At 66.3% G+C, this 24,336-nt stretch carries 19 protein-coding genes; 12 read left to right on the top strand and 7 right to left on the bottom strand.

Going from position 1 to position 24,336, the window contains the following annotated elements; genetic code table 11:
* Positions 1 to 22 precede the first annotated feature (22 nt).
* The 6 genes from AC07VI_RS13395 to AC07VI_RS13370 all read left to right on the top strand — a co-directional run bounded on the left by AC07VI_RS13395 (position 23) and on the right by AC07VI_RS13370 (position 7,943).
* Positions 23 to 871, top strand: a complete 849-nt coding sequence (locus AC07VI_RS13395; protein WP_099420399.1) for a class I SAM-dependent methyltransferase — start codon at positions 23 to 25, stop codon at positions 869 to 871.
* 210 nt (positions 872 to 1,081) lie between these two features.
* The gene (locus tag AC07VI_RS13390) at positions 1,082 to 2,635 is read left to right on the top strand and encodes an FHA domain-containing protein (RefSeq protein ID WP_492994785.1); all 1,554 of its coding nucleotides are present in this window, start codon (positions 1,082 to 1,084) and stop codon (positions 2,633 to 2,635) included.
* Positions 2,636 to 3,145: 510 nt separating this feature from the next.
* Positions 3,146 to 3,745 carry a metal-dependent hydrolase gene (locus AC07VI_RS13385; protein WP_492994787.1) on the top strand — a complete coding sequence of 200 codons (600 nt, stop codon included), beginning with the start codon at positions 3,146 to 3,148 and terminating at the stop codon, positions 3,743 to 3,745.
* A 109-nt stretch (positions 3,746 to 3,854) separates the two neighbouring features.
* Positions 3,855 to 4,373, top strand: coding sequence for a sigma-70 family RNA polymerase sigma factor (locus tag AC07VI_RS13380; RefSeq protein ID WP_492994789.1), 519 nt, complete (start codon positions 3,855 to 3,857; stop codon positions 4,371 to 4,373).
* Positions 4,373 to 5,353 (top strand): FecR domain-containing protein, encoded by a 981-nt coding sequence (locus tag AC07VI_RS13375; RefSeq protein ID WP_492994791.1) that lies wholly within the window; start codon positions 4,373 to 4,375, stop codon positions 5,351 to 5,353. The genes AC07VI_RS13380 and AC07VI_RS13375 overlap by 1 nt, the downstream gene beginning before the upstream one ends.
* Positions 5,354 to 5,468: 115 nt before the next feature.
* A complete protein-coding gene (locus AC07VI_RS13370) occupies positions 5,469 to 7,943 on the top strand; it encodes a TonB-dependent siderophore receptor (protein ID WP_492994793.1) in 2,475 nt (824 codons plus the stop codon).
* Positions 7,944 to 7,950: 7 nt separating this feature from the next.
* Here AC07VI_RS13370 and AC07VI_RS13365 read toward each other — a convergent pair whose 3' ends face one another.
* From AC07VI_RS13365 to AC07VI_RS13345, 5 genes are all read right to left on the bottom strand, one after another.
* Positions 7,951 to 8,838, bottom strand: coding sequence for a pirin family protein (locus AC07VI_RS13365; protein ID WP_086144791.1), 888 nt, complete (start codon positions 8,836 to 8,838; stop codon positions 7,951 to 7,953).
* A complete protein-coding gene (locus AC07VI_RS13360; RefSeq protein WP_099420549.1) occupies positions 8,835 to 9,233 on the bottom strand; it encodes an OsmC family protein in 399 nt (132 codons plus the stop codon). The genes AC07VI_RS13365 and AC07VI_RS13360 overlap by 4 nt, the downstream gene beginning before the upstream one ends.
* 77 nt (positions 9,234 to 9,310) lie before the next feature.
* On the bottom strand, positions 9,311 to 10,030 hold the full coding sequence (locus tag AC07VI_RS13355; protein WP_253251907.1) for an SIMPL domain-containing protein: 720 nt from the start codon (positions 10,028 to 10,030) through the stop codon (positions 9,311 to 9,313).
* Positions 10,031 to 10,092: 62 nt separating this feature from the next.
* Positions 10,093 to 12,417, bottom strand: a complete 2,325-nt coding sequence (locus AC07VI_RS13350; RefSeq protein ID WP_492994796.1) for an SUMF1/EgtB/PvdO family nonheme iron enzyme — start codon at positions 12,415 to 12,417, stop codon at positions 10,093 to 10,095.
* A gap of 19 nt (positions 12,418 to 12,436) precedes the next feature.
* A complete protein-coding gene (locus tag AC07VI_RS13345) occupies positions 12,437 to 14,758 on the bottom strand; it encodes a coiled-coil domain-containing protein (RefSeq protein ID WP_492994798.1) in 2,322 nt (773 codons plus the stop codon).
* Positions 14,759 to 15,070: 312 nt separating this feature from the next.
* Between AC07VI_RS13345 and AC07VI_RS13340 the strand changes: the two genes are divergently transcribed.
* The 3 genes from AC07VI_RS13340 to AC07VI_RS13330 all read left to right on the top strand — a co-directional run bounded on the left by AC07VI_RS13340 (position 15,071) and on the right by AC07VI_RS13330 (position 17,369).
* Entirely contained in the window at positions 15,071 to 15,319 is a 249-nt protein-coding gene (locus AC07VI_RS13340) for a hypothetical protein (RefSeq protein WP_492994800.1), read from the top strand.
* A gap of 206 nt (positions 15,320 to 15,525) precedes the next feature.
* Positions 15,526 to 16,224 carry a YXWGXW repeat-containing protein gene (locus AC07VI_RS13335; protein WP_319017173.1) on the top strand — a complete coding sequence of 233 codons (699 nt, stop codon included), beginning with the start codon at positions 15,526 to 15,528 and terminating at the stop codon, positions 16,222 to 16,224.
* 116 nt (positions 16,225 to 16,340) lie between these two features.
* Positions 16,341 to 17,369, top strand: coding sequence for a transporter (locus AC07VI_RS13330; RefSeq protein WP_492994802.1), 1,029 nt, complete (start codon positions 16,341 to 16,343; stop codon positions 17,367 to 17,369).
* 63 nt (positions 17,370 to 17,432) lie between these two features.
* Here AC07VI_RS13330 and rnk read toward each other — a convergent pair whose 3' ends face one another.
* The gene (gene rnk, locus AC07VI_RS13325; protein ID WP_162835757.1) at positions 17,433 to 17,840 is read right to left on the bottom strand and encodes a nucleoside diphosphate kinase regulator; all 408 of its coding nucleotides are present in this window, start codon (positions 17,838 to 17,840) and stop codon (positions 17,433 to 17,435) included.
* 56 nt (positions 17,841 to 17,896) lie between these two features.
* Between rnk and AC07VI_RS13320 the strand changes: the two genes are divergently transcribed.
* Together AC07VI_RS13320 and AC07VI_RS13315 are read left to right on the top strand one after the other, a co-directional pair.
* Complete coding sequence (locus tag AC07VI_RS13320; protein ID WP_143450764.1) at positions 17,897 to 18,148, top strand: hypothetical protein; 252 nt, start codon at positions 17,897 to 17,899, stop codon at positions 18,146 to 18,148.
* Between the two features lie 276 nt (positions 18,149 to 18,424).
* The gene (locus AC07VI_RS13315) at positions 18,425 to 20,317 is read left to right on the top strand and encodes a putative bifunctional diguanylate cyclase/phosphodiesterase (RefSeq protein WP_099420552.1); all 1,893 of its coding nucleotides are present in this window, start codon (positions 18,425 to 18,427) and stop codon (positions 20,315 to 20,317) included.
* A gap of 51 nt (positions 20,318 to 20,368) precedes the next feature.
* Here the strand turns inward: AC07VI_RS13315 and AC07VI_RS13310 are convergent, their stop codons facing one another.
* Positions 20,369 to 22,045, bottom strand: coding sequence for a peptide chain release factor 3 (locus AC07VI_RS13310; protein WP_086144872.1), 1,677 nt, complete (start codon positions 22,043 to 22,045; stop codon positions 20,369 to 20,371).
* Positions 22,046 to 22,230: 185 nt separating this feature from the next.
* Here AC07VI_RS13310 and AC07VI_RS13305 point away from each other — a divergent pair, with 185 nt between their 5' ends.
* Positions 22,231 to 24,288 carry a methyl-accepting chemotaxis protein gene (locus AC07VI_RS13305; protein ID WP_492994805.1) on the top strand — a complete coding sequence of 686 codons (2,058 nt, stop codon included), beginning with the start codon at positions 22,231 to 22,233 and terminating at the stop codon, positions 24,286 to 24,288.
* Positions 24,289 to 24,336 lie beyond the last annotated feature (48 nt).

Genomic DNA, 24,336 nt, shown 5'->3' with positions numbered 1-24,336 from the left:
TCACCGCCACCAGGAGCTTGCCATGAGCGACGCCATTCCCGCCCCACCGCCTACACCCGGCGCCCCCGACTATGCCGCCATCAAGCAGCGCCAGCAGGCGGGCTGGGCCAGCGGCGACTTCGCCGTCATCGGCGTCACCCTGCAAATAGTGGGCGAGTCGCTGGCCGAGGCGGCCGACATCCGCGCCCACGAAGACGTCATCGACATCGCCGCCGGCAATGGCAACGCCACCCTGGCCGCGGCGCGCCGCTTTGCGCGCGTCGTCTCCACCGATTACGTGCCGGCCCTGCTGGAAAAAGGCCGCGCCCGCGCCGAGGCCGAAGGGCTGGCCGTGACCTTCCGCGTGGCCGACGCCGAAAACCTGCCGTTCGACGGCGCCAGTTTCGACGCCGCGCTGTCGACCTTCGGCGTGATGTTTGCCCCCGACCACCGGCGCGCGGCCAGCGAAATGCTGCGCATGCTGCGTCCCGGCGGACGCATCGGCATGGCCAACTGGACGCCGGACGGCTTTATCGGGCAGCTCTTCAGGATCATCGGCAAATACGTGCCGCCGCCGGCGGGCGTGACGTCGCCGGCCCGCTGGGGCGAGGAAGCCTATTTGCGCGACCTGTTTGGCCGGGGGGCGGAACAGGTGCATGCGCAGCGCAAGTTCTTCAACTTCCGCTACGCCTCGGCCGCCCACTGGCTGCAGGTGTTCCGCGACTACTACGGTCCCGTGCACAAGGCCTACGCGGCGCTGGACCAGGCCGGCGCCCGGGCCCTGGAGCAAGACCTCACGACCCTGCTCGAGCGTTCGAACACGGCCGGCGCCCAGTCGCTGGTCGTGCCGGCCGAATACCTGGAGGTGATCATCAACAAACGCCGCAGCTGATTGACAAATAAACATGCCTTAAAAGATATAAAATATGATTTTAAGCAATTGTTTCCATGGCAATTATAGCAGGATGTGATCAGGGACATCAATTCAGGAAAAAAGAGTGCGCACGCACGCCGCGAAGGTTGCCAAGCGGGCGCAAATGCGCGTAAGCTCTCAGGTATAACAGAGGGCAAAATGTCCCCGCTCGATTCGAGTCAGAATGTCATGAAAAAATGCAGCAACCCGGAGCACCCGCACTGTACGTTCTGGGTCTTGCCTGGGGAAAACGTCTGCGCGGCCAACCATCCGCAAGCGACGATTGCTCCCAGCAGCTACGACCTGTTGACCGCACTGCGCAGCGCCCGTTCCGAGCCATCGGCAACGGCGCTTCCGCACGCCCCTGCCCATGACGCTGTCATTCAGGTGGCAAGCAGCCCCGCGCCGGCTGCCGCCGCGCCCCGCGTCCTCACGCCTGCGGCGCCCGCGGCTTACCAGCCCGTGCAGGCCCACCTGCACATCAGCGGCTTCGATCCCCGCGCGGCAGGCGGGCGCCAGACCCTGAAAATGGAATTGCGCGGCATGAGCGCCAGCTGCGCGCCGCAACTGACCCTGCGCCTGCGCTCGGACCTGATCCCGCGCGGGCACGTGCAGCATGATTTCGTGCGCACCACGCGCGGCGACTGGCGGCCCGTGTTTGTCGAGTTCTCCTCGCGCAACAAGGAACACGGGCAATACCAGATCGACGTGGAAGTCCACAGCCACGTCGATGGCGCCGTGGCGCAGAAATGGGTGTGCACGTTTGTCATCCTCGTGCCGCGCCGCGACGCCACCCTGACGGAAATCCACCAGATCTTCCTCAGCACGCACAAGAACGTGCGCGTGATGGCCGACGACGCCTCGATCGCCAGAGTCACGGGCGGCGACGGCTGCAACCTCGACGTCACGGCGCGCAACGCCGGCATCGCCCATGTGGATTTATCGGCGCCGCAAGGCAAGATCGACATGGGCTTTACCACCATCGCCTGGGACGAGGAACTGATCGAAGTCGACCTTCCCGCCGCCAGCCACTGCCATCCGCACCCGAGCCAGGCCGCCTGCCTCGTCAATGCGGCGCCGGAAGCGGGCGAACAGCGCCAGATCCGCCTGTTCGCGCTGGAAGAATGCATGCTGGGCCGCTTCGAGCTGGTGGACCCGGAAGCCGACGTACTGCTCAGCCATTTCAGCCCCGACGGCCAGGACAACAACGGTTTGACGCGCCGCCTGTCGGGCCGCCACGCCATCATCCGGCGCAGCCAGCAAGGCTTTGAAATCGAAGACGTGTCGCGCTACGGCGTGCTGCTCGACGGCGTGTGGCCCGGCAAGCACAAGCCCGTCGCCCTGCGCCTGGGCATGCGCATCGAATTGTCCGCCAGCATCAAGGGCATCGTCGTGCTCAGCGTCACGGCCCTGCTCGCGCACGGCGTGATCCTGCACCGCATCGACCACGGCGCCCGCGCCGAGTGTTTTTACCTGCTGCTGCCCGACACCCAGCCCGCGCCGGCAAGTCACCTTGCCACGCCGCAGGCAAGCTGCCTTCCCGTGCTGTTCCACCGCAACGGCGGTTTCTGGCACCTGGACAAGGCCAGCGGCAAGGAAACCGCGCTGGCCCCCGCCACCGCCCTTGACAAGCTCAGCGGTTTTGCCCGGCATAACCGCTTTGCCAGCGAACCGTATCCGGAATGCTGGATCATCCGCACCGAAGGCGCTGCCCTGTGCGATAGCACCATGCAAACTGCATAGGAACACTGAACCAAACCTACTGCGCGTCCGTATAGGCGGCCTGCGATGCTCACCGTACTTCTAGTATGGTTGCGCTTCTCGACCACCTCTCCCTTCCGCTCGCTACGGTTTTGTTCAGCGTTATAAGTCCGCTGTTATCCACAATGCACTAGCGTGGTATCAGTACGAGAAAAATCATCGACAGGCCCAGAATGAACACCGCTTCCAGCGTAAACACGATGGCGGGAATCTGCAATTCGCGCGGGATTTTCATGGCGACACCCCTTAAAACGTAAGACTGCTTTCAGCATAGCGCGCCGCGCGCCAAATACATTATCAGCCGCACAACATACTTAACCGGCCGGCATCAGGCGCCGAGTCCGCCATCACGTCCATTCCGACACACAATTTAACACTTTAATAGCAGATATTGCGCAAATAGCCCCCATTGGCGCCCCTGCGTACTGTATATTCATCCAGTTAATATTTCCCGTACTTCACAAAGCGCCCGCGCGGCGTTTTACATTTCCTATGGCTTCCAACAAAGCGCATCATGCGACTGGCTGGGCCGCCGGCGTGATCGCCGCGGCCCTCGTCGCGCACGCCGGCGCCGGCGGCCCTTACCAAGTGCTGAGCATGCTCGCCTTTGTCATGGGCGCGCTGGGCGGCACGGCGCCGGACTGGCTGGAAGTGGCCTGGTGGGCGCGCACGCACCGGCTGTGGATCACGCACCGCACATGGACCCACTGGGGCCTGGCCTGGATCGCCCTGCTCGTCTACACGTATCTGCAATTGCCGCATCACTTCTGGGCGCCGCCTTTGTTCGGCTTTGCCGCCGGCGGCATCATGCATCTGCTGGCCGACTGGCCCAATCCGCTGGGCGTGCCGTGGATCTTCCGCCGCCACTCGCTGCGCTGGTGGAAAAGCGGCCGCCACGACATCATCGTCATCATCGCCGCCTGGCTGGCCGCCACCGTCGTGGCCGACCACGTGTTTTTCGACGGCATCCACCTGCGGCGCACCGTGCTGGCGCTGGACAGCCTGCTGCACTGGTGCGCCGCCGCCCTGGGCCAAGCCTGGGCGGATCTGCAACAGTGGCAGGAGCGCTGGCGCCTGGGAGACGGACAGTAATTGACGCCGCCCGCACGGCAATGTGATAATGAGTATCATTCTCAAACAGCCCAGCCAGCCGGCGCCCCGCGTTCCGTCAGCCCAGCTCTTCCCTTGCCTGGAGAACGCAGTGAGTACCGTCAGTCCCGTCCATGCCATCCACCTGAAGACCCTGTACAGCGAGCACCACGGCTGGCTGTATGGCTGGCTGCGCGGCAAGCTGGGCAACCGCGCCGAGGCGGCCGACCTGGCGCACGATACGTTCTTGCGCCTGCTGGGCAAGCGCGAGGTGACACCGCTGGCGTCCCTGCGCGAGCCGCGCGGCTACCTGGCCACCATCGCGCGTGGCTTGCTGATCGACCGCTACCGGCGCCAGGCGCTGGAGCACGCCTACCTGGAGGCGCTGGCCCAGCAAGCCGAGCCGACAGCGGCCTGCGCCGAAACGCACGCCATCATCATCGAAACCCTGCTGGCCGTCGACCGCCTGCTCGACAGCCTGGGTGCGCGTACGCGGACCATCTTCCTGCTGGCGCAGATCGAAGAACTGAGCTATGCGGACATCAGCCGGCGCCTGGGCGTCTCCCTGCCCACCGTCAAGAAGCACCTGGTGCGCGCCTACACGGAATGCCTGATGCTGGCGGCCGCCTGATGTTTTCCCCTTCCGCCCCGCAGCCAGCCCCGCCGCCAGCCCCAATCCCCCGCAAGGTCCTGGCCGCCGCCGCCCACTGGCACGTGGAAATCAAGAGCGGCAGCGCCGATGCCGCCGCCGTGCAGGCCTGGCGCGAGGCCAGCGCCGAGCATGAACGGGCCTGGGACCTGCTGCAGCGCATGGACGGCCAGTTGGGCGCGATACCGCCGGCGCTGGCGCTTCCCGCCCTGCAGGCGGCGCAGCAGCGCCGCCGCGCGACAGCGAGGATACTGGCCGTGCTGGTGGCGGCCGGCGGCGGCATCGCACTGGGCCAGGCGGGCATGCAATCGGGCCCATGGCAAGCGTTGACGGCGTCCTTGCGCACGGCGCCGGGCCAGCGCCGCCATGTGGCGCTGGCCGATGGCGGGGGCCTGGAAGTCAATACGGATAGCGCCCTGGATGTCGCTTACAGCGCCACGCAGCGCCGCATCCGCCTGCACCATGGCGAAATCATGATCACGACGGCGCCCGATCCGCGCCCCTTCCTCGTCGACACGCCGCACGGCGTGATTCGCGCGCTGGGCACGCGTTTCGGCGTGCGCTGCGATGACAGCGGCAGCGTCGCCAGCGTCTTCGAGCACGCGGTGGAAGTGCGCTGCACTGCGCGCCCGGACGCCGTGCGCCGCCTGGAAGCGGGCCGCCAGCTGCGCTTCACGGAGGCCGGATTTGAAGCCGTCCTGGCCATGCCGGCCCACCAGGACAGCTGGCTGCGCGGCATGCTGGTGGCCGCCGACTGGCCCCTGCAACAACTGGTACGGGAGCTGGCGCGCTACCGGCGCGGACGGCTCGCCTGCGACGCCAGGGTGGCGCAACGCCCCGTCACGGGCACCTACCGCCTGGACGATATCGACGCCGTGCTGGAAAGCCTGTGCGCCTCGCACGGGCTGCAAGTGACCTACTTCACGCGCTACTGGGCCACGGTGTCGGCCCGGCCAACATAATTATCTTCAGTTTTTTTGCCTCAGGGGTTGGTGTTTCGGCGCGCTGCTTCGGCTAGACAGGTAAGTAGCCGATTCATACGCCATTTTCCTATCCCTTTTAGCAGAAAGACCGAGCATGCAGCTGACCACCCCCGTCCTCCATCCCGCCGCGCGCGCCATCCGCCTGGCCGTCGTCGCCATGGCGTGCGCCGCGCCCGCCGCCTTTGTCGCCGCGCCCGCGCTGGCGCAAGGCCAGGCCGCCGCCGCGCCACAAAGCTACGCCATCGTGGCCGGCCCGCTGGCCACCGCCCTGAACGACTTCGCCGTGGCCGCCGGCGTCAGCCTGTCGACCGACCCCGCGCAGACGCGCGGCCAGCGCTCGCCCGGCGTGCGCGGCAGCTTCAACGTAAGCCAGGGCTTTGCCCAGGTGCTGGCCGGCAGCGGCCTGGAAGCGGTGCAGCTGCCGAACGGCGCCTACGTGCTGCGCCAGGCGGCCGCCCCCTCGGCAACGGCGGCCGGCGTGGAAAAGACCATGGCCCCCGTGGTCGTGAACGCCAGCATGCAGCGCGACCCCGTCAGTGAACACAGCAACTCGTATGCGGCGCGCGCCGTCACGGTCGGCAAGGGCGTGCAGACCCTGCGCGAAATTCCGCAATCGGTCAGCGTCGTCACGCGGCAGAAGATGGATGACCAGAACCTCAACACCATCGATGCCGTCCTCGCCAACACCACCGGCATCACCATGTACGACAGTCCCATGGGCGGGCGCTATGTGTATTCGCGCGGCTTCATGGTCGACACCTACCAGTTCGATGGCGTCAACCGCGCCATGTACTATCCGCAGGCGAACAGCTTCACCAGCAACACGGCCGTGCTGGACCGCGTGGAGATCGTGCGCGGCGCCACGGGTCTGCTGCAGGGCACGGGCTCGCCGGGCGCCGCCATCAACATGGTGCGCAAGCGTCCGCTGGCGGAAAAGCAGGTGCAGCTGGCGCTCGGCGCGGGCCGCTGGAACGACGTGCGCGGCGAAGTCGATGTCACCGGCCCCTTGAGCGAATCGGGCAGCATCCGCGGCCGCGCCGTGGCCGCGATTGAGCAGCGCGATTATTTCTATGACGTGGCCGACAGCCGCACCGACGTGCTGTACGGCGTGCTGGAATTCGACCTGGCGCCGGGCAGCAGGCTGACGACGGGCGCCAGCCATGAAAAACTGAAATCGACGCCGTTTTTCTCCGGCATGCCGCGCTACCTCGATGGCAGCGACCCGAAACTGCCCCGCGAGACCTTCCTGGGCGCCGACTGGAACCGCTGGAACAGCCGCCAGACGGCCGTCTTCGCCGAATTCGAGCACCGCTTCGACGCCGACTGGTCGCTGAAAGCCAGCGCCAACTACACGCGCGAGCGGCATGACGTGAAATACATGTTCAGCCAGGGCGCGATCAATCCCGCCACCATGGCCGGCATGATGATGTACGGCGGCGTATTTGACTACGGCAGCACCAACAAGGGCATCGACCTGTCGCTCGACGGCAAATTCAACGCCATCGGCCGCCGCCACGGCTTCAGCGCCGGCATCAGCACGAACCGGCTGGAAAGCGACAGCGATTTCAATCTGGCGCTGCTGCAGCAAGCAAACAATCCGCTGCAGCCGAATCACGGCGTGGCCGAACCGAGCGACGCCTGGTTCCGCGAACACAGCTACCGGGGCGACCCCAGCGTCACAAAAATGACGCAGACAGGCGCCTACGGCGTGGCCCGTTTCAGCGTCAGCGATCCGCTCACCGTGGTGGCGGGCGCGCGCGTGTCGAACTACAAATGGAGCAGCGTGTACCGCGACACGGGCGAGGTGTATATCGACCCGTACCGCGAAACCGGCGTCGTCACGCCGTATGGCGGCATCATTTACGCATTCGACAGGCGCTGGTCCGGCTACGCCAGCGTCTCCGACATCTTCCAGCCGCAGAACCAGCGCACGGCCGATGGCGCCCTGCTCGATCCGCTCAAGGGGCGCAACCTGGAAGCGGGAGTGAAAGGTGAACTGTTCGACGGCAAAGTGAACACCTCGCTGGCGCTGTTCCGCATCGAGCAGCGCAACCGCGCGGAACTCGACCTGGCCAATGCCTGCTCCAGCGGCACGGAGTGCTATTTCTCGACGGGCAAGGTGCGCAGTGTAGGCCTCGATGCGGAAATCAGCGGCGAAGTGGCGCCGGGCTGGCAGCTGTTCGCCGGCTACACGCTGAACAATTTCAAATACCTGGAGCAGACGTCGAACGCGGGCGTGATGTTCGCCAGCACCTACTCGCCGCGCCACATGCTGCGCGCGTGGAGCGACTACCGCCTGCCCGGCGCCTTGCAGAAGTGGAGCGTGGGCGGCGGCGTGAACTTCCAGACGGAGAGCTCGCGCATCACGCGCGACGTGACCGTGGCGCAGGGCGCGTATGCCTTGTGGAGCGCGCGCGCCGCCTGGCAGATCGACCGCAACTGGACGGCCTCACTGTCCGTGACGAATTTGCTCGACAAGCGCTATTACCAGACCGTGGGTGCGCCCGCATGGGGCAATTTCTACGGCGAGCCGCGCAAGGCGCAACTGACCTTGCGCGCGCGCTTCTAAGCGGGACTCAGGTCGCCGGGCGCAGGGGCGCCTTCGGCAGCGGGATGAATTCCGTCTCGCCCGGCACCTGCCCCATGCGCTGGGCGCTCCAGTCGTCGGCCGCCTGCGCCAGGCGCTCCTTGCTCGACGAGACGAAGTTCCAGAACAGGTAGCGGTGGCCGTCCAGCGGCTCGCCGCCGATGACGACGAACTGCGCCGGGCCGCCGCCTGCCGTCACCACGGGCACCGTCCCCTCCTCCAGCAAGGCCATGGTGTGCGGCGCGAGCAGCACGCCATCGACCGATACCTCTCCGCTGACCGGATAGATGGCCGCTTCCGGCGGCAAGCCCTCCAGCCGCAACTCGCGCCCCGCCTGCAGCGCCACGTCCAGGTACACCGTCTGCATGTAGCTGCGCACGGGCGAGGTCTGGCCGAACGCCGTGCCAATCAGGACTTTCACGACGGCGCCGTCGAGCGTCACGACGGGAATGTCGGCCTGCGGCGTGTGCGTGAAACTCGGCGCGTCCTCTTCGTGCGCCTTTGGCAGCGCGGCCCACAGCTGCAAGCCGTGCGTGCGGTGCGGCTGGCCGGCCAGGTCGTGCGGCGTGCGCTCGGAATGCACGATGCCGCGCCCGGCCGTCATCCAGTTGATGGCGCCCGGCTCGATGCGCTGGCAGGAACCGATGCTGTCGCGGTGGTCGATCGCGCCCTCGAACAGATAGGTGACGGTGGCCAGGCCGATATGCGGATGGGGACGCACGTCATGGTTGGCGTCGGGCGCCACGTCGATGGGGCCGAAATGGTCGAAAAAGATGAAGGGGCCGACGGCCTGCTTGGCCGCGGAAGGCAGCAGGCGCCGCACGACAAAGCCGCCGCCGAGGTCCTTTTCGTGGCTTTTCAGGATGGCCGCGCTCATGCCAGCACCGTCGTCACTTCGGTGGTCACCGCCGTCATCAGCTTGTGCAGCGGGCATTTGCCGGCCGCAGCCAGCAATTCCTGGCGCTGCGCATCCGTCAGCTCGCCCGACAGGTGCAGGGTGGCGGCCAGGCGGTACACGCCCTTGCGCTCTTCGCTGGCATCGCGCTCGGTCGATACTTCCACGTGTTCCAGCGGGATGCCCTTGTGTCTGGCGTACCAGACGACGGTGAGCGCCTTGCAGGCCGACAGGGCCGCGTCATACAGGTCGTGCGGCGACGGGCCGGAATCGCCGCCTCCTTCGTCCACCGAGGCATCGGCGGAAATGATGTGATCGCGCACGTGCACGATGTGGCGCATGGGTTGCGACTGGTCGCGGATGGCTTTGATGGGCATGGCGTTCCTTGGTGCGTTTGGAAAGCCACAATTTACACCGTTTGCCCGCTTTGCGCAGCCCGTCCCCCGGCACCTGGCTACTTGATGCGGAACACGGCGTCGACCGTCTGTCCCATCTTGAGGCTGGTCACTGTCAGCATGTCGTCGGGATTTTGCCGCTGGCGGCTGTTGGCGCGCTGGTAGCGGTCGGACGGCACCAGGCCCACCGCATTGCCCAGGTTTTTCAGCTGGTCCGAGGAAATGCCGGCCACGGCGCCCGCGCGCTTGCCGAAGCCGCGCGCCATGGCGTCGGCCTTGCGCTGCGCATCCTTGACGGCCTCGCCCATCAGTTCTTCTTCCAGGCGGATGCGCTGCGTGGCGCCGAAGGTAACGGCAAACGCGTCGATATTCGGCATGGCCAGCAGCGGACGCATGACGGCCGGCCACTTCGACAGGTCAGCCACGTTGATATGCACGCTGGCCTTGAGCGTGTACTGCGGGTTGGCCGGATCCTGTTCTGCGCCCTTGCGGATTTCCTTGCGCACGTCGCGTACCTCGATGCCGGCCGCCGCCTCGGGCAAGCCCTGCTCCACCAGCAGCGCCTTGATTTCCGTGATGCGCGCCTGCACCAGCGCCGTGGCCACGTCCGGCGCGGGATCGAAGGCGCTGACGTCGAAATCGATCTCGCCCAGGTCCGGCATGACAAAGCTGAACGCTGTCCCCGTCGCGTGGATGAAGGGATAGGAGGGCAAATCGCCGGCCAGGGCGGAGACGGGCAGGCAGACGAACACGATGGACAGCAGGCGGCGTTTGAACACGGAGACTCCAGCACGGTTGGGGTGCATGAAGTATCCGCCAATATGATACATTTAACAACAAATTAATCGAGCGTGCGCGCTACCCGGAATCCTACGATGTCGTTCGACAGCACGGTGGAAAAACCGTTGCGCAAGGCCGAGCGCAAGTAGCGCGGGTGGTACAGCCAGGAGCCGCCGCGCAGGATGCGCCGGCTGCTGTCGCTGCCCTCTTCCCACGCGCTGCCGTCGACAGGGGCGCCTTCGTAGTTGTCATGCACGACGTCCTGCACCCATTCCCACACATTGCCATGCATGTCGAACAGGCCCCAGGAATTCGGCGCGAAGGTGCCCAGCGGCGTGGTGCCGCCCCGGTACACGCCGCGCGGGCCGCCGTTGTACACGTACAGGCCGTCGTAGTTGGCCTGCTCGGTGCTGATCGTGTCGCCCACGTTGAAGGCCGTGCGCGTGCCGGCGCGGCACGCGTATTCCCACTCCGCCTCACTGGGCAGGCGATATTGCCGGCCCGTGCGCTCGCTCATCCACGCCAGGTAAAGCTGCGCGTCATTCCAGCTCACGCCCACCACCGGGTGCAGGTCGGTTTGCACGAAACCGGGATTGTCCCAGTCCGTTTCCGAGCCGCCCGCCCATCCGGTCGCCTTGACGAAGGCGCGCCATTCGCCCACGCTGACGGGGTGGCGCGCCAGCGCGAACGGCCGCTCGATGCCCACCCAGTGCTGCGGCGTTTCGCGGTCGAGCCAGGTTTGCTGCGAACCGGCCTGGATGGCGGCCTTGTGCTCCGTCTCGTGCGCGCCCATCTGGAAACGGCCGCTGGGAATGAGCACCAGTTCCGGGCCCTGGCCCGAACCATCGAGAAAATCGTCGCGCAGCACGCCTTCGGCATTGGCCACCGGTTCCGCATGGCCGGGCGGCGGCGCCGTCTCGGCCGCTGCCACGGCGGCCGGCGCCTGCTGCTGCAACTGCTGCGCCGCGGCGCGGCTGGCCTCTTCGCGGCGCGCGCGCTCCTGCTCGGCGCGGTAGGCCGCCTCCGCCTTGGCGACGATGGCCTTGCGCTGCAGTTCCTGGTGCTCCTGCAGCGCCATCGCCGCATCGGCTTCGCGGCGCGCGCGCAGCTGGCCCCGCAGCGCTTCCTTGCGCAGCTTGCGCGCCTCTTCCGCTTCGAAATGGCGCTGTGCGTCCTGCTCGCGGCGCAGCTTGTCCTGGCGCTGTTTTTCCAATGCCGCCGCCTGGATTTCCGCCTTGCGGCGCTGGTCCAGTTCCTCCTGCCGTATGCGGGCCTGCCTGAGTTCTTCCTCGCGCGCCTGCCCGGCCGCCAGCGCCGCCTGCTTTTGCTGGTGCGCCAGACGCGATTGTTCCTGGCGCGCCAGTTCGGCCAGTTCTTCCGGCGATGGGCCGGCGGCGCGTTCCAGGCTTTCCAGCAAGGCTTGCACGGATTGCGGCCGCAGTTCCGCCGTCAGCGAAAAACCGTTCTGCAACACCTGCCACTGCGGCGCATTCAGCGCCTGCGGCTTCGAGGGCAGGTCGCTGGCGCTGCGCGCGTCGTCGAACGGCATGCGCCCTTCGAGCATCTGGTAAATCATCACCGCCACCGCGTACACGTCGAGGCGCGGGCTGGGCTGGCGCTGGTGCGTGCCCGCTTCGGGCGCCCGGTAGCCCTGCGTGCCCGCGTTCGGCGTTTCCAGTCCCAGGCTGCTGCCCGCATTGCGCACGCGCGTGGCGATGCCGTAATCGAGCAGCTTGATGTCGCCCTTCGCCGTCAGGAAGACATTGCCCGGCTTGAGGTCGCGGTGCACCAGCTTGTGCTTTTCCCACGCATACGACAGCGCGTCGGCGACCGGCTGCAGCAGTTCCTGCACGGTCGGCAGGGACAGCGCGCCCTGGCGCCCCAGGTAATGTTCGAGGTCTTCGCCGTCCAGGCATTCCATGATGATGAAATAACTGGCCGTGGCCGGGTCCTGCGCCCACTCATAGACGCGCACGATGTTTTCATGCGCCAGCTTGCGCGCCTGCGTCGCTTCCTCGATCAGCAGCTTGGCGTGCGTGGCGCTCTGCGTCAGCTGCGGCGGCAGGATCTTCAGCGCCACCATTTCGCTGCTGCCCAGCTCCGCGTGCGTGGCCAGGTCGGTGGCTTGCCACACCTGTCCCATGCCGCCCGTGCCGATCAGCCGTTCGAGCCGGTAGCGACGGTTTTGCGGGCCGATTTCCTGGCCCGTCATGAAGCCCAGCTCCGTGCCCTGGCGCACGGGCAGCGGCGCGGGCGTGGCGCCAGGCGGCGCGTATTCGGCGTCGAGGATGGCGTTCTTGCGGCTTTCAAATTCCTGCTCGCTGAGCAGCCCGTCGTCGTGGAGGGCGCGCAGTTCCCGCAGTTTTTCTCGTGCTTTTTGCATCATCTGGGGTGAAACGCTTCCGTCAAGGCTGCAAGGCGACGCCGCAGGCGGCGCAGAATTTATCTTCCGAATGGCCGGCGCGCTGCGCATGGCCGTTCTTGCAGCGCGCCGGAGCCGCAGCAGCGGCGCCTGGCTGCAGCGCCTGCGCCACGGCCGCGCCCAGCTGCGCCTGCGCCGACAGGCCGTGCGCATGCGCCGCATTTTGCAAGTTGATCAGGTCGAGCTGCTGGCGCCGTTCGCGCTCCGCCTGGCCTTCCAGGTAGCTGCGCTCCTGCGCCACGCTGTCCTGCGCCATGCGCAGCGCATCGGCGGGGGAAACGCTGTTCTCGGCCGCCGCCAGCGCCGCCAGCGCGTGGAGCTGTTCGGCGCTCATGCCCGCCTGCAGCTGCACCTTCAGCACTTGCGCCAGCGCGGCCGCATTCTGCCCGGCGGCCATGGCCAGCTTGCCCGTGTCGCTCAGGGTGCCGATTTTCTCGATGCGGTCGATGTCGATGCGCGCCAGTTCGGCCGCGTGCGCCTGCTGCGCCAGCAGGGCTTCGTATTCGCCCTTCCAGCGCGCGTAATCGGTGTCGCGCTGCTGTGCCATGGCCAGCAGGTCGCGCTGCCATTGCGCTTCCTGTTCCAGCTGGCGCAGCTGCTGGCGCTGTTCCTCGATGGCCAGCGCGTCGAGCTGCGCCAGCTGCGCTTGCTGCTGCAGCTGGCGCGCGTGCACGCCGTCCGCCTCGATGGTGCGCAGCAGCTTTTCCTGCTGCGCGACGGCCTCTTCGCGCGCGCCGCCGCGGCGCAGCGCCGCCACCTTTTCCGCGATTTCCGCCGCCTGCACCTGGGCCGCCTCGTCCTTGTGCGCCTCGGCGCGCAGCAGTTCGCGCTGGCGCGCCAGCTGCATCTGGTCTTCCCACTCCTGCACCCGCTCGGCCTCGCGCTTGCGCGCCGCGTTGGCCAGCATCAGGCCCTGCCAGGCGGCCTGGTGCTGCTCCGCCTCCAGCTGCGCCTCGCGCCGGGCGGCGTCCGCTTCCGCCTGGCGCAGGCGCGCCAGCTGGGCGCGGCGGCCCGCCTCGTCGTCGATCAGCAGCGCGCTCTCGACCTGCTGCGCGATCGACTGCAAATGCACCTGGTGCGTAAAGCGCTGCTGCGCCAGCTGGATCTGCTCGCGCCCGCTCAGCTGTGACAATTCCAGCTCGCTGCGCATCTTGATGGCGGCCAGCGCGCGCACGTGTTCCCAGTTGGCCGCTTCATCGGCGCGCTGCGCGCCCTTCTGCGCCAGCTCCTGTTCCAGTTCGCCCAGCGCCAGCGCGGCGCCGTGGTCGAGCGCCTGGCGCCGCGATTTCGCTTCCAGGATGCGGCCGTACAGGTCGATCTGGCGTCCGCGCAGCGCCTGCAGGCGTTCCGCCTCCTGGTGGCCCAGTTCGGCCTTTTCCACCGTCGCGTCCTGCTGCAGCTCGGCGCGCCGCTGCGCATGGCGCGCCGCCAGCTCTTCGCGGCGGATGCGCTGCCATTCTTCCTCGTCATACAGCTGGTCGAGCTGTTTCATGCGCTCCAGGCTGTGCTGCTCCAGTTCCTGCGCCGGCAAGCCGCCCAGCCACAGCGTGCCGATGCTGGCAGCGGCGGAACCGTCGCCGGCGCGCTTGTCGTGGCGCAAGCTGAGCGTTTCCACGCGCGCCACGGCCAGGCCGGACGGCGCCAGGCGCTGCGTCAGGGCCGATTGCAGGCGTTCGTTCAATTCGGGCCGCAGGTCGGCATTCGCGTCCATCTCGCGCAGCGCGCGGCTGCCGATGAATTCCAGCGCAATCTGGCGCACGGACGGCAGCAGCAAGGCGTGCAGGTGGGCGCGCGTGACGGCGCCCGGCGCGCGCATGAACTGGCGCGCGAACGCATCGGGCTGGCCCAGCGCGATGTCCACGCGCAGCGAGGCGGCGATGTTCAGCAGTTCCGTGCTGGCCAGGTCGGGCAGGTCGAAATCGAGGTTCACGGCGCCGGCGCGCGCGATCAGCACTTCGGCCGGGCGCGCCGGCAGCAGCGCCGGCAGGCGCGCAAAGAAGGCGGCGCTGTCGTAGTCGCCAGCCGGTATCAAGGTGAAAGCGTCCGTCTGCACGATCCAGGCGCGCGTTTCGGCGGGCACCTGCAGGCGGCGCGCGGCGGCGCCGAACAGGGACGACAGCTCGCGCACGCCAAAGAACAGGGCCAGCTGTTCGTCGGCCAGGCGCCACTGGTTGGCGTGCAGCACCGCATCGCTGTCGGGCGCGCCCAGCGACAGGCCGCACTGCGCGCAGTAACCGGCGGCGGCGCCGTTCCTGTGCTCGCAACGGGGACAGCGGGCGCCGCCAAAACCAAACAATTGGAACATGTGTGACTCCTGATGAGAATGATTGCGCGCGCGCTGGCTGCCGTAGCGATTCTAGCAGGAGCGCCGGCGGCGCACGCTACGCCGCGCAGTCTCAAATAATGCCATGTGGCAATTGCATTCATATGCCCGGATACAGGGCTATTTAGCCCTCAATTCCAGCCGTCGCACCACCAGCCGCCCCCGCCGGCGTTTCAGCGCCGTTTTTTTGCAGGCCATCCCGCCAAAACCACGGCTGGTCGCATGCGCATGGCGGCCCGGCGCGCCCTTGGCTACAGTGCATGCATACCCACCCGCCACCCGAAAGGAACGATCATGAAATCACTGAAAAGCACGCTGAACAACATGGAAGTCATCTTCACCGTCGCCGTCGCCATCGCTTGCGCCGCCAGCTATGTCAGCTTCATGCAGCCGCAGCCCGCCAAGGCTGGCGACGTGGCGCGGGCGCACGCCATTCCCGTGGTGGTCGTCAGCGCCAAACGCCTGACGGAACAGGAAAAGAAGACCTCGCTGATCGAGGAACGCCAGGCCATGCTGGCCAATGCCACCGCCAGCGCACTGTGAGCCGCGCATGACGCCCCCGCGCCGCCTGGCGCCGCAGCACCATTAATTCCACACAGCAAGTATCCGCGCCAGGCCGCCATTTGTATCCGCCACGGATACACGGACACCCAGCATTGTGTCAATTGTAATAAGTTGAATCAAAGGCGATCACCGCGCCGGCAAGTGTCTATAGTCCATTTCATGCACTCACCGAAATGGAGACGGAAATGAAACCCATCACACTCTACGCAGCAGCCATGCTCGCCATCAGCACCGCAGCCTTCTTGCCAGTCCAGGCGATGGCGCAAAGCCAGGTCGGCGTCAGCATTGTCATCGGCAACGCCCCGCCTCCACCACGGTTTGAAAGCGTGCCGCCAGCGCGCGCCGGCTATGTCTGGGCGCCCGGCTACTGGAACTGGGACGGCCACCGCCACGTCTGGAACAGCGGCGAATGGCTGCGTGAACGGGGCGGCAACCAGTACCGCCGCGCCGCCTGGGTACAGGAAAACAATCAATGGCGCCTGGACCGGGGTGGCTGGGTCGCGGCGCAGGTGCAGCCCGTGCGCTATGACGAGATCCGCATCGCCCCGCCGCCGCCGCGCCGCGAAGCCATCCCGCGCGCGCGCCACGGCTACGTCTGGGCGCCCGGCCACTGGGAATGGCGTGCCCAGCGCTATGCCTGGACGCCGGGCGTGTGGATCGCCGAACGCCCCGGCTACGTGTATGCGCCGCCCGCCTGGAACCAGCGCGACGGCCGCTGGCAGATGGAGCAAGGCCGCTGGTCGCCACGCGGCCCGAACGGCGACCGCGACCGGGACGGCATCCCCAACCGCTATGACCGCGACAATGGCAACCGCCACGACCGCGACGGCGACGGCATTCCGAACCGCGACGACCGTCGGCCCGACAATCCCCATCGCAACTAATCCGCGGCGGCAGTTCCCGTCCAGGCCACCCATCGCGGTGGCCTTGTCATTTTCCGGACATATCCGTGTATTAACATCGCGCGACGATCAATCACACTGCGCGAGAAAGATTCACGATGGCGATGGAAACTGCCGGCTTTACCTATGGCTCGGACACCTCGGGCCTCGTCTGGGGCTTCCTGTTTGGCCGCGACGGTCAGCCGCTGGCGCTCGACTCGACGGCCGCACTGGCCTGGCTCAATGCGGGCGCGGCACGGCCGGCGCAGGAATTCGTCTGGCTGCATTTTAATTTGTCGCATGCGGCCAGCGAAAAATGGCTGATGACGCATACGCAGCTGGCCGACGAATTCTATGAAACCCTGCACCAGGGCTCGCGCTCCACGCGCATCGAGCAGGCGGAAAACACCCTGATCGCCGTCGTCAACGACGTGGTGCACAATTTCTCGTTCGAGGCGTCCGACATTTCCACCATGTGGGCCAGCGTGGCGCAAGACCTCGTCATCACGGCGCGCCGCGCGCCGCTGCAGTCGATCGAACGCCTGCGCCAGGCCGTCATCAAGAACCACGAGCCGATCCGCTCGTCGGTGGAGCTGCTGGTCCATCTGCTGCGCGACCAGGCCGACGTACTGGTCAACATCGTGCGCGACGCCGTGACGCGGGTCGACGACATCGAAGACCACTTGCTGGCCGGGCGGCTGGTGCCGAAACGCGAAGACCTGGGCGCCATGCGGCGCGTGCTGGTACGGCTGCAGCGCCTGCTGGCGCCGGAACCGGCCGCCCTGTTCCGCCTGCTGCAGCGCCCGCCCGCATGGGTGTCGGAGCTGGACAGCCTGGAATTGCGCCAGTCGACGGAGGAGTTTTCCGTCGTGCTCAGCGATATGTCCTCGCTGCAGGAACGCATCAAATTGCTGCAGGAAGAGATTGCCGCCAGGGTCAACGAGGAAAACAGCCGCAGCCTGTTCGTGCTGACCATCGTCACCGTGCTGGCCTTGCCGATCAATATCATCGCCGGCATGCTGGGCATGAATGTGGGGGGAATTCCGCTGGCCCAGCACCCGCAGGGCTTCTGGATCATCGTTGCCATCATCGTCACGTTCACGGTCGTGGCGGGATGGCTGGTGGTGCGCGTGCAACGCAATAGTTGACTATTGGAAACACGGCCTGGCAGGCGAACGGCAGGCGCCGTCCGCCGTCACTGCTTGCCGCGCCTAGCGGTGGTATTCGCCGGCCCGTTCAGGCTGATAGACGATTTCCTCGATCTTCACCTTCACCACGCCGCCGGGCATAGGCCAGGCGATGCTGTCGCCGACAGACAGGCCCAGCAGCGCACTGCCGACGGGCGCCAGCACGGAAATGCGGTCGGCCTGGCCTTCCACGTCCTTCGGATAGACGAGCGTCAGGCAAAACTCTTCCTTGTTCTCCACCGTGAAGCGCACGGTGGAATTCATCGTCACGACGGTCGGCGGTATCTCCTGCGGCTCGAGCACCTCGGCGCGGCCCAGCTCATCGAGCAAGGCGGCTTTGTCCGGCGACAAGTTATTTCCCAAGGCATACAACAACGCTTCCAGTCGTTCCAGGTCTTGTGACGACAAAATAATTTTTGGTTTTTTTTCCAAGATATCCTCACTGATTATCATTAGGGCGGCGTCCGGTTTCGCTGGCGGCAAGTTACTTGGCCGCGGCAGACAAAACAAACAGCATCAGAACGTCCATCATCAGCGGATTATGGACGAACTCGCGTGGCAAGGCCATAGCGTTTGCACATTCCCCCGTAAAATTTATTAAAATCAACGACTTGCAATGCAATATTTACACCAGCAATAAACTCGGCAGCCGCCGCAAAGTTATTCACCACGGCATTTTGTTTACGGCCAGCATCTCTTTTTTGAAAAAAAACCGGCCGGCAAAAAAAGGATTAAAATAAAACACAAAAATTATTAGAAAGACATGCCTCGTTTTTTAGCCTGTGCCGGCCTGCTTCTCCCTGGTCGCCATGCATGCTGCCGCCGGACTGCGGCTGGCCCACTAAATTGCCGCACAGCCTGTACTTTCACGCTGCAAAATGACAATATGTCGGCCTTAACAACACGTTGAGAGTTCCGGCTCACATCGGTTTTCATCAGACTGGAACGCAAAGTATGGCAGGGCGAGGCGGGATCACACGGGGCGGCGGCAAGCCGGGCCGGCAAGGAAAGGCGGCATGATGACGCCATTGATGCTGCCGTCGGCGCAATTGCGCGGCGACCGGATAGCCAGGCTGAACCTGCTGGCCGCGGCAGCCATGCTGACGGCCGCCAGCCTGCTGCTGGTGCTGTTCCAGTGGTTTTCCTTGCAAGCATCATTGCAGCGCAACCTGCAGATACAGGCCGGCATGCTGGCTCCCGCCGCCAGCGCGGCCTTGCGCCAGAACAATCTCCTTGCCGCAGAGCAAACGCTTGCCACCCTGTCCGCCGCTCCCCAACTCCAGCAGGCGCTGCTGTACAAACCCGAGGGCACGCCGTTTGCCCGCTATGCGCGCCACGGCGCCGATGCCGCGCCGGCCGCGCCGCGCCCGGGCCTGCACGTTGACTTTCTGGCTGGCAACGCCACCTTCACTGCCTCCCTGCCTGGCGGCGGCGCCCTGTTCCTGCGCGCCAGCCTGGCGCAGCAATACCGCAGCCTCGCGCATTTTGCCGCCTTTACCCTGCTCGTCAGCCTGTGCGCGTTCGGCTTGACGACCCTGATGGTGCGCCGCACGCGCATCGCCGCCCAACATGCGGAAAACCATCTGCATTACCTGGCCCACGTCGACCCCGTCACGCAGCTGCCGAACCGGCATGAATTCAATGACGCCCTGGCCTACGCGCTGGCGCGCGCCGACCGCCAGGACAGCAGCGTGGGCCTGCTGCTGCTGGACCTGGACAACTTCAAGGTGGTCAACGACACCCTGGGCCACCACTGCGGCGACCAGCTGCTCAAGCTCGTCGCCGAACGCCTGATGGCCATCCTGCGCACCACCGACATCATCTGCCGCATCGGCGGCGACGAATTCGTCGTCATCGTCGAACCGGCCGACGACGCCTCGGAAATGGCCAGCGTGTCGCGCAAGATCCTCGCCGTGCTGGCCGAACCGTTCGCCCTCGAAGGCCACCAGCTGTACGTCAGCGCCAGCATCGGCATGAGCCTGTACCCGTTCGACGCGCGCGACGTGGCGACCCTGACGCGCAATGCCGACACGGCCATGTACCACGCCAAGCACCAGGGCAAGAACCGCTACGCCGTCTTCCAGCCGGAAATGGAGCTGCGCGCCCAGCGCCGCCTGCGCATGGAAGCGAACCTGCGCCGCGCCCTGCAGAACGAGGAACTGTATCTGCATTACCAGCCGCAGATCGACCTGCGCAGCGGGCGCATCGTCGGCGTGGAAGCGCTGATACGCTGGAACTGCCGCGACATGGGCCAGCTCAGCCCCAGCGAATTCATTCCCGTGGCCGAGGAAAGCGGCATCATCGTCGACCTGGGGCGCTGGGTGCTGCAAAGCGCCTGCCGCCAGGCGGCCGCCTGGTGCAAGGCGGGCCTGCTCGATTCGCTGGAACACGTGGCCGTCAACCTGTCGGCCTGCCAGGCGAGCGATCCTGGCCTGATGGACGACATCCGCGCCATCCTGCAGGAGACGCAGCTGCCGCACGGCTTGCTGGAGCTGGAAATCACGGAAGGGGTATTGATGGACAATATCCACGCCAACGTGGAACTGATGCGGCGCCTGCAGGAAACGGGCATCCATTTGTCGGTCGACGACTTCGGCACCGGCTATTCCTCGATGTCCTACCTGAAGCGCCTGCCCATCGACCAGCTGAAGATCGACCGCAGCTTCGTGCACGACCTGCCCGGCGAGGGCGAAGCCATCGTCACGGCCATCATCGCCATGGCGCACAGCCTGCACCTGAAAGTGGTGGCCGAAGGCGTGGAAACACTGCAGCAGGTGGAGTTTTTAAGGAAAGCGGGCTGCGACAACGTGCAGGGCTTCTTCTTCGCGCGCCCGATGACGGCGGCGCAGCTGACGGCATTGCTGCTGGAACGGCGCGACTGGAGCACGCGCACGATCCTGCCGGCGTAAAAAAAGGGCAGAACCGCTGGTTCTGCCCCCCTGGCACCTACTTGATATTCATCAAGCCAATTTCGCGGAATGCTCGCGCGTCGCGTGGAACGTCAGCTTCGGCCAGCGCTCTTCCGTCAGGCGCAGGTTGACGCCCGACGTGGCCAGATAGGCCATGTTGCCGGCCGCATCGTAGGCCACGTTGTGGCCCAGCGCGTTCTCGAAATCCTGCAGGACGCGCTTGTCGTCGCAGCTGACCCAGCGCGCGCTGCTGATGCTGGTGCCCTCGAACACGGCGTCGACGCCATATTCGTTGAGCAAACGGCTGGCCACCACTTCGAACTGCAGCACGCCGACAGCGCCCAGTACCAGTTCGCCGCCCTGCACGGGCTTGAAGACCTGCACCGCGCCCTCTTCGCCCAGCTGCTGCAAACCCTTGTGCAACTGCTTGATTTTCAAGGGATTACGGATGCGCACGGAGCGGAAGAAGTCGGGCGCGAAGTATGGGATGCCGGTAAAGGTCAGCATCTCGCCTTCGGAAAAACTGTCGCCGATCTGCATGTTGCCGTGGTTCGGCAAGCCGATGATGTCGCCCGCGTACGCTTCTTCCACCTGTTCGCGCGACGATGCCATGAAGGTCACCACGTTCGACACCTTGATCTCGCGCCCCAGGCGCAAGTGCTTGACCTTCATGCCGCGCTCGAAACGCCCCGAGCACACGCGCAAAAAGGCGATGCGGTCGCGGTGCGCCGGGTCCATGTTCGCCTGGATCTTGAAGACGAAGCCCGTGAACGGCTGCTCGGTCGGATCGACGGAGCGCACGGTGGCGTCGCGCTCGCGCGGCGCCGGCGCCCAGTCGACCAGCGCGGACAGGATCTCGCGCACGCCGAAGTTGTTGATGGCCGAACCGAAGAACACGGGCGTCTGCACGCCGGAGAGGAATTCCTCCAGGTTGAACGGATGCGAGGCGCCGTGCACCAGCTCGACTTCCATGCGCAATTGATCCATCTCAAGCGGGAACATCTCCTGCAGGCGCGGATTGTCGATGCCCTTGATGATTTCGAAGGCGCCGTCGGCCTTTTCCTCGCCGGCCTTGAACAGCATGATCTCGTCGTTCAGCAGGTGGTACACGCCGCGGAAGTTCTTGCCCATGCCGATAGGCCAGGTGACGGGCGCGCACTGGATCTTCAGCACCGATTCGAGTTCGTCGAGCAGTTCCAGCGGATCGCGCGTCTCGCGGTCCATCTTGTTCATGAAGGTGACGATGGGCGTATTGCGCATGCGGCAGACGGCCAGCAGCTTGATCGTCTGCGCTTCCACGCCCTTGGCCGCATCGATCACCATCAGGGCCGAGTCGACGGCCGTCAGCACGCGGTAGGTATCTTCCGAGAAGTCCTGGTGGCCCGGGGTGTCGAGCAGGTTGACGACGTGGTCGCGGAATTCGAACTGCATCACCGAGGAAGCGACGGAAATGCCGCGCTGCTTCTCGATCTCCATCCAGTCCGACGTCGCGTGGCGGCCCGATTTGCGGGCCTTGACGGTGCCGGCCATCTGGATCGCGCCCGAGAACAGTAGCAGTTTTTCCGTCAGCGTGGTCTTGCCCGCATCCGGGTGGGAAATGATGCCGAAAGTGCGGCGGCGCTTGACTTCGCGCGCGATCACGGCCGGCGCCTTGCTGCTCGCCGGCGCCGCGGCGCTGTCCGCGCTGTCGCTGGAATCGGGGGTATTGATGTCGTTCTCGTTGGCCATATTGGTGACCATAATATGGCCCTCGCAAAAAACCCTCGATTTTACAGAAGGATCGGCCTTCCGTGTGAACTGCTTCACTCTGGCGAACGGCAAAATCGGCTGACCGGGGCGCAGTTCATCAAGGGGTCACAATCCGCAGGCAACATTGCACTGCAGAAATGTTGTCACCCTACCCTGGAAACCCGATGAAAATGCTCCTCACCCCCGCCATCCGACTCATGCAGCGCTTGCGACTGCTGCCCAGATTCATGCTCGTCTGCCTCGTCTTCCTGCTGCCGCTGGCGCTGGCGACGACCCTGCTGATCTCGGAACTGGGCAAGTCGCTGGCCCAGGCGCAGGACGCGCAGCTGGGCGTGGCCTATGTGCGCCAGCTGCAGGAAGGGACGCGGCTGCTGCAGCAGCGGCGCGGCCTCGAACACTTGCGCCTGAGCGGCAAGGCGGGCATGGACAACACGGCCCTGAACGCGCGCATCACGGCTTCTCTGGCGGCCCTGGCGCGCCTGCCGGCGGGCGCCGGCCTGCCCCAGGCGGCCGAGCTGACGAAGCAGTGGCAAGCGCTGCTGGGCCGCCAGGCGGGCCTCGCGGCGCGCGACAGCTACGCGGCGCACACGGCGCTGCTGCGCCAGGCAGGCAAGCTGGGCCAGCTGGTGGCCGACCGCTCGCACCTGAGCCTGGACCCGGACGCGGGCGCCAACCACCTGAGCGCCGTCTTCACGGCCACCCTGCCCGACCTGGCCGAGAGCCTGTCGGACATCGCCGGGCGCGGCGCCGCCTACATCGACACGGGCCTGTTCGAAGCCAACGAAGACCAGCTCGTCAACGCCAATGCCCTGATCGCGCGCCACGAGCTGGAACGCCTGCCGGCCCGCTTCGACGAAATCCTCGGCACCCGGCCGGAACTTCGCGCCAGCCTGCAGCCGGCCCTGAAAGCCGTGCCGGCCGCGCTGGCCTTCCTCGAACGCACGAAAAACGAAGTGACGAATTCCTACGATCAGACCTCGGGCGCGCAATTCCACGCGGCCGGCATGCAGGCCATCGACGCCCTGCACGCGTTGTCCGGCGCCTCGGCCACGGCGCTGGACGGCTTGCTGCTGGACCGCATCGCCCGCGACCAGGCGCGCCGCGCCCTGGTCCTGGGCGCCATGCTGCTGGTGCTGCTGGCCGCCGCCTACCTGTGCGCCGGCTTCTACGCCGCGTTCGCGCGCGACGTCACGCAGCTGCGCGTGGCCGTGAAAGCGGCGGCGGCGGGCGACCTGTCGCAGCGCATCACCTCGCAGGCGCATGACGAAATCGGCGACCTGGTGCGCGACTTCGGCGCCATGACGCACGGCCTGGCCACCCTGGTGCAGGAAATCCGCGGCGGCGCGGCCGTCATCGCGGCGGCCGGCGCCGATATCGCCCAGGGCAACGCCGCCCTGTCCGGCCACACGGCCACGCAGTCGCAGGCGCTGGGCGCCACCGTGGACTCGATGCGCGAGCTGACGGCCACCGTGGGCCGCAACGAAGCCCACGTAGGACAGGGGCGCACCCTGGTGGCGTCGGCCGCCGAAGTGGCCCTGCGCGGCGGCGAGACCGTCAGCGCCGTGGTCGAGACCATGGCCTCGATCAAGGCCAGCTCGCACAAGATCGTCGACATCATCGGCGTCATCAACGGCATCGCCTTCCAGACCAACATCCTGGCCCTGAACGCGGCCGTGGAAGCGGCGCGCGCGGGCGAACAGGGGCGCGGCTTTGCCGTCGTGGCGGCCGAGGTGCGCAGCCTGGCGCAGCGCTCCAGCGAGGCGGCGCAGCAGATCAAGCGCCTGATCGGCGATTCCGTGGCCACCGTGGACGCCGGTGGCGACCTGGTCAACGCGGCCGGCAGCACCATGCGGCAGGTGGTCGACGCCGTGCAGCAGGTGGCCGTCGTCATCGGTCGCATCAGCAGCGCCGGCGCCGAGCAGAATGGCGAGATTGCCCAGATCAACGCGGCGCTGGCGCAGATCGATGACATGACGCGCCAGAACGCGGGCCTGGTCGAGGAGGCGCGCGCCGGCTCGCAGCGCCTGCACCAGGAAGGCGGGGCGCTGACGCAGGCCGTCAGCCGCTTCCGCCTGGGAGAAAAGGACGTACCTGCCGAGCGTCCGGCACCGGCCGCCGGCATGCGCGACGGCCTGCCCAGCGTGCGTCCGGCCGGCCTGTGGAGCGCCAACAAGCCGCGCGTCATATCACAAAATCGCGCAGAACGGCGCAAGGCTAGCTAGGCTAAAGTGCGCATGTAGGACAAGGACTACAATTTCGCCTCAGTAGAG

The sequence above is a fragment of the Janthinobacterium sp. GW821-FHT03A03 genome, assembly GCF_059421435.1.
Note: the sequence above shows the minus strand (reverse complement) of the source record. Positions and strands in the feature narration are given on the sequence as shown.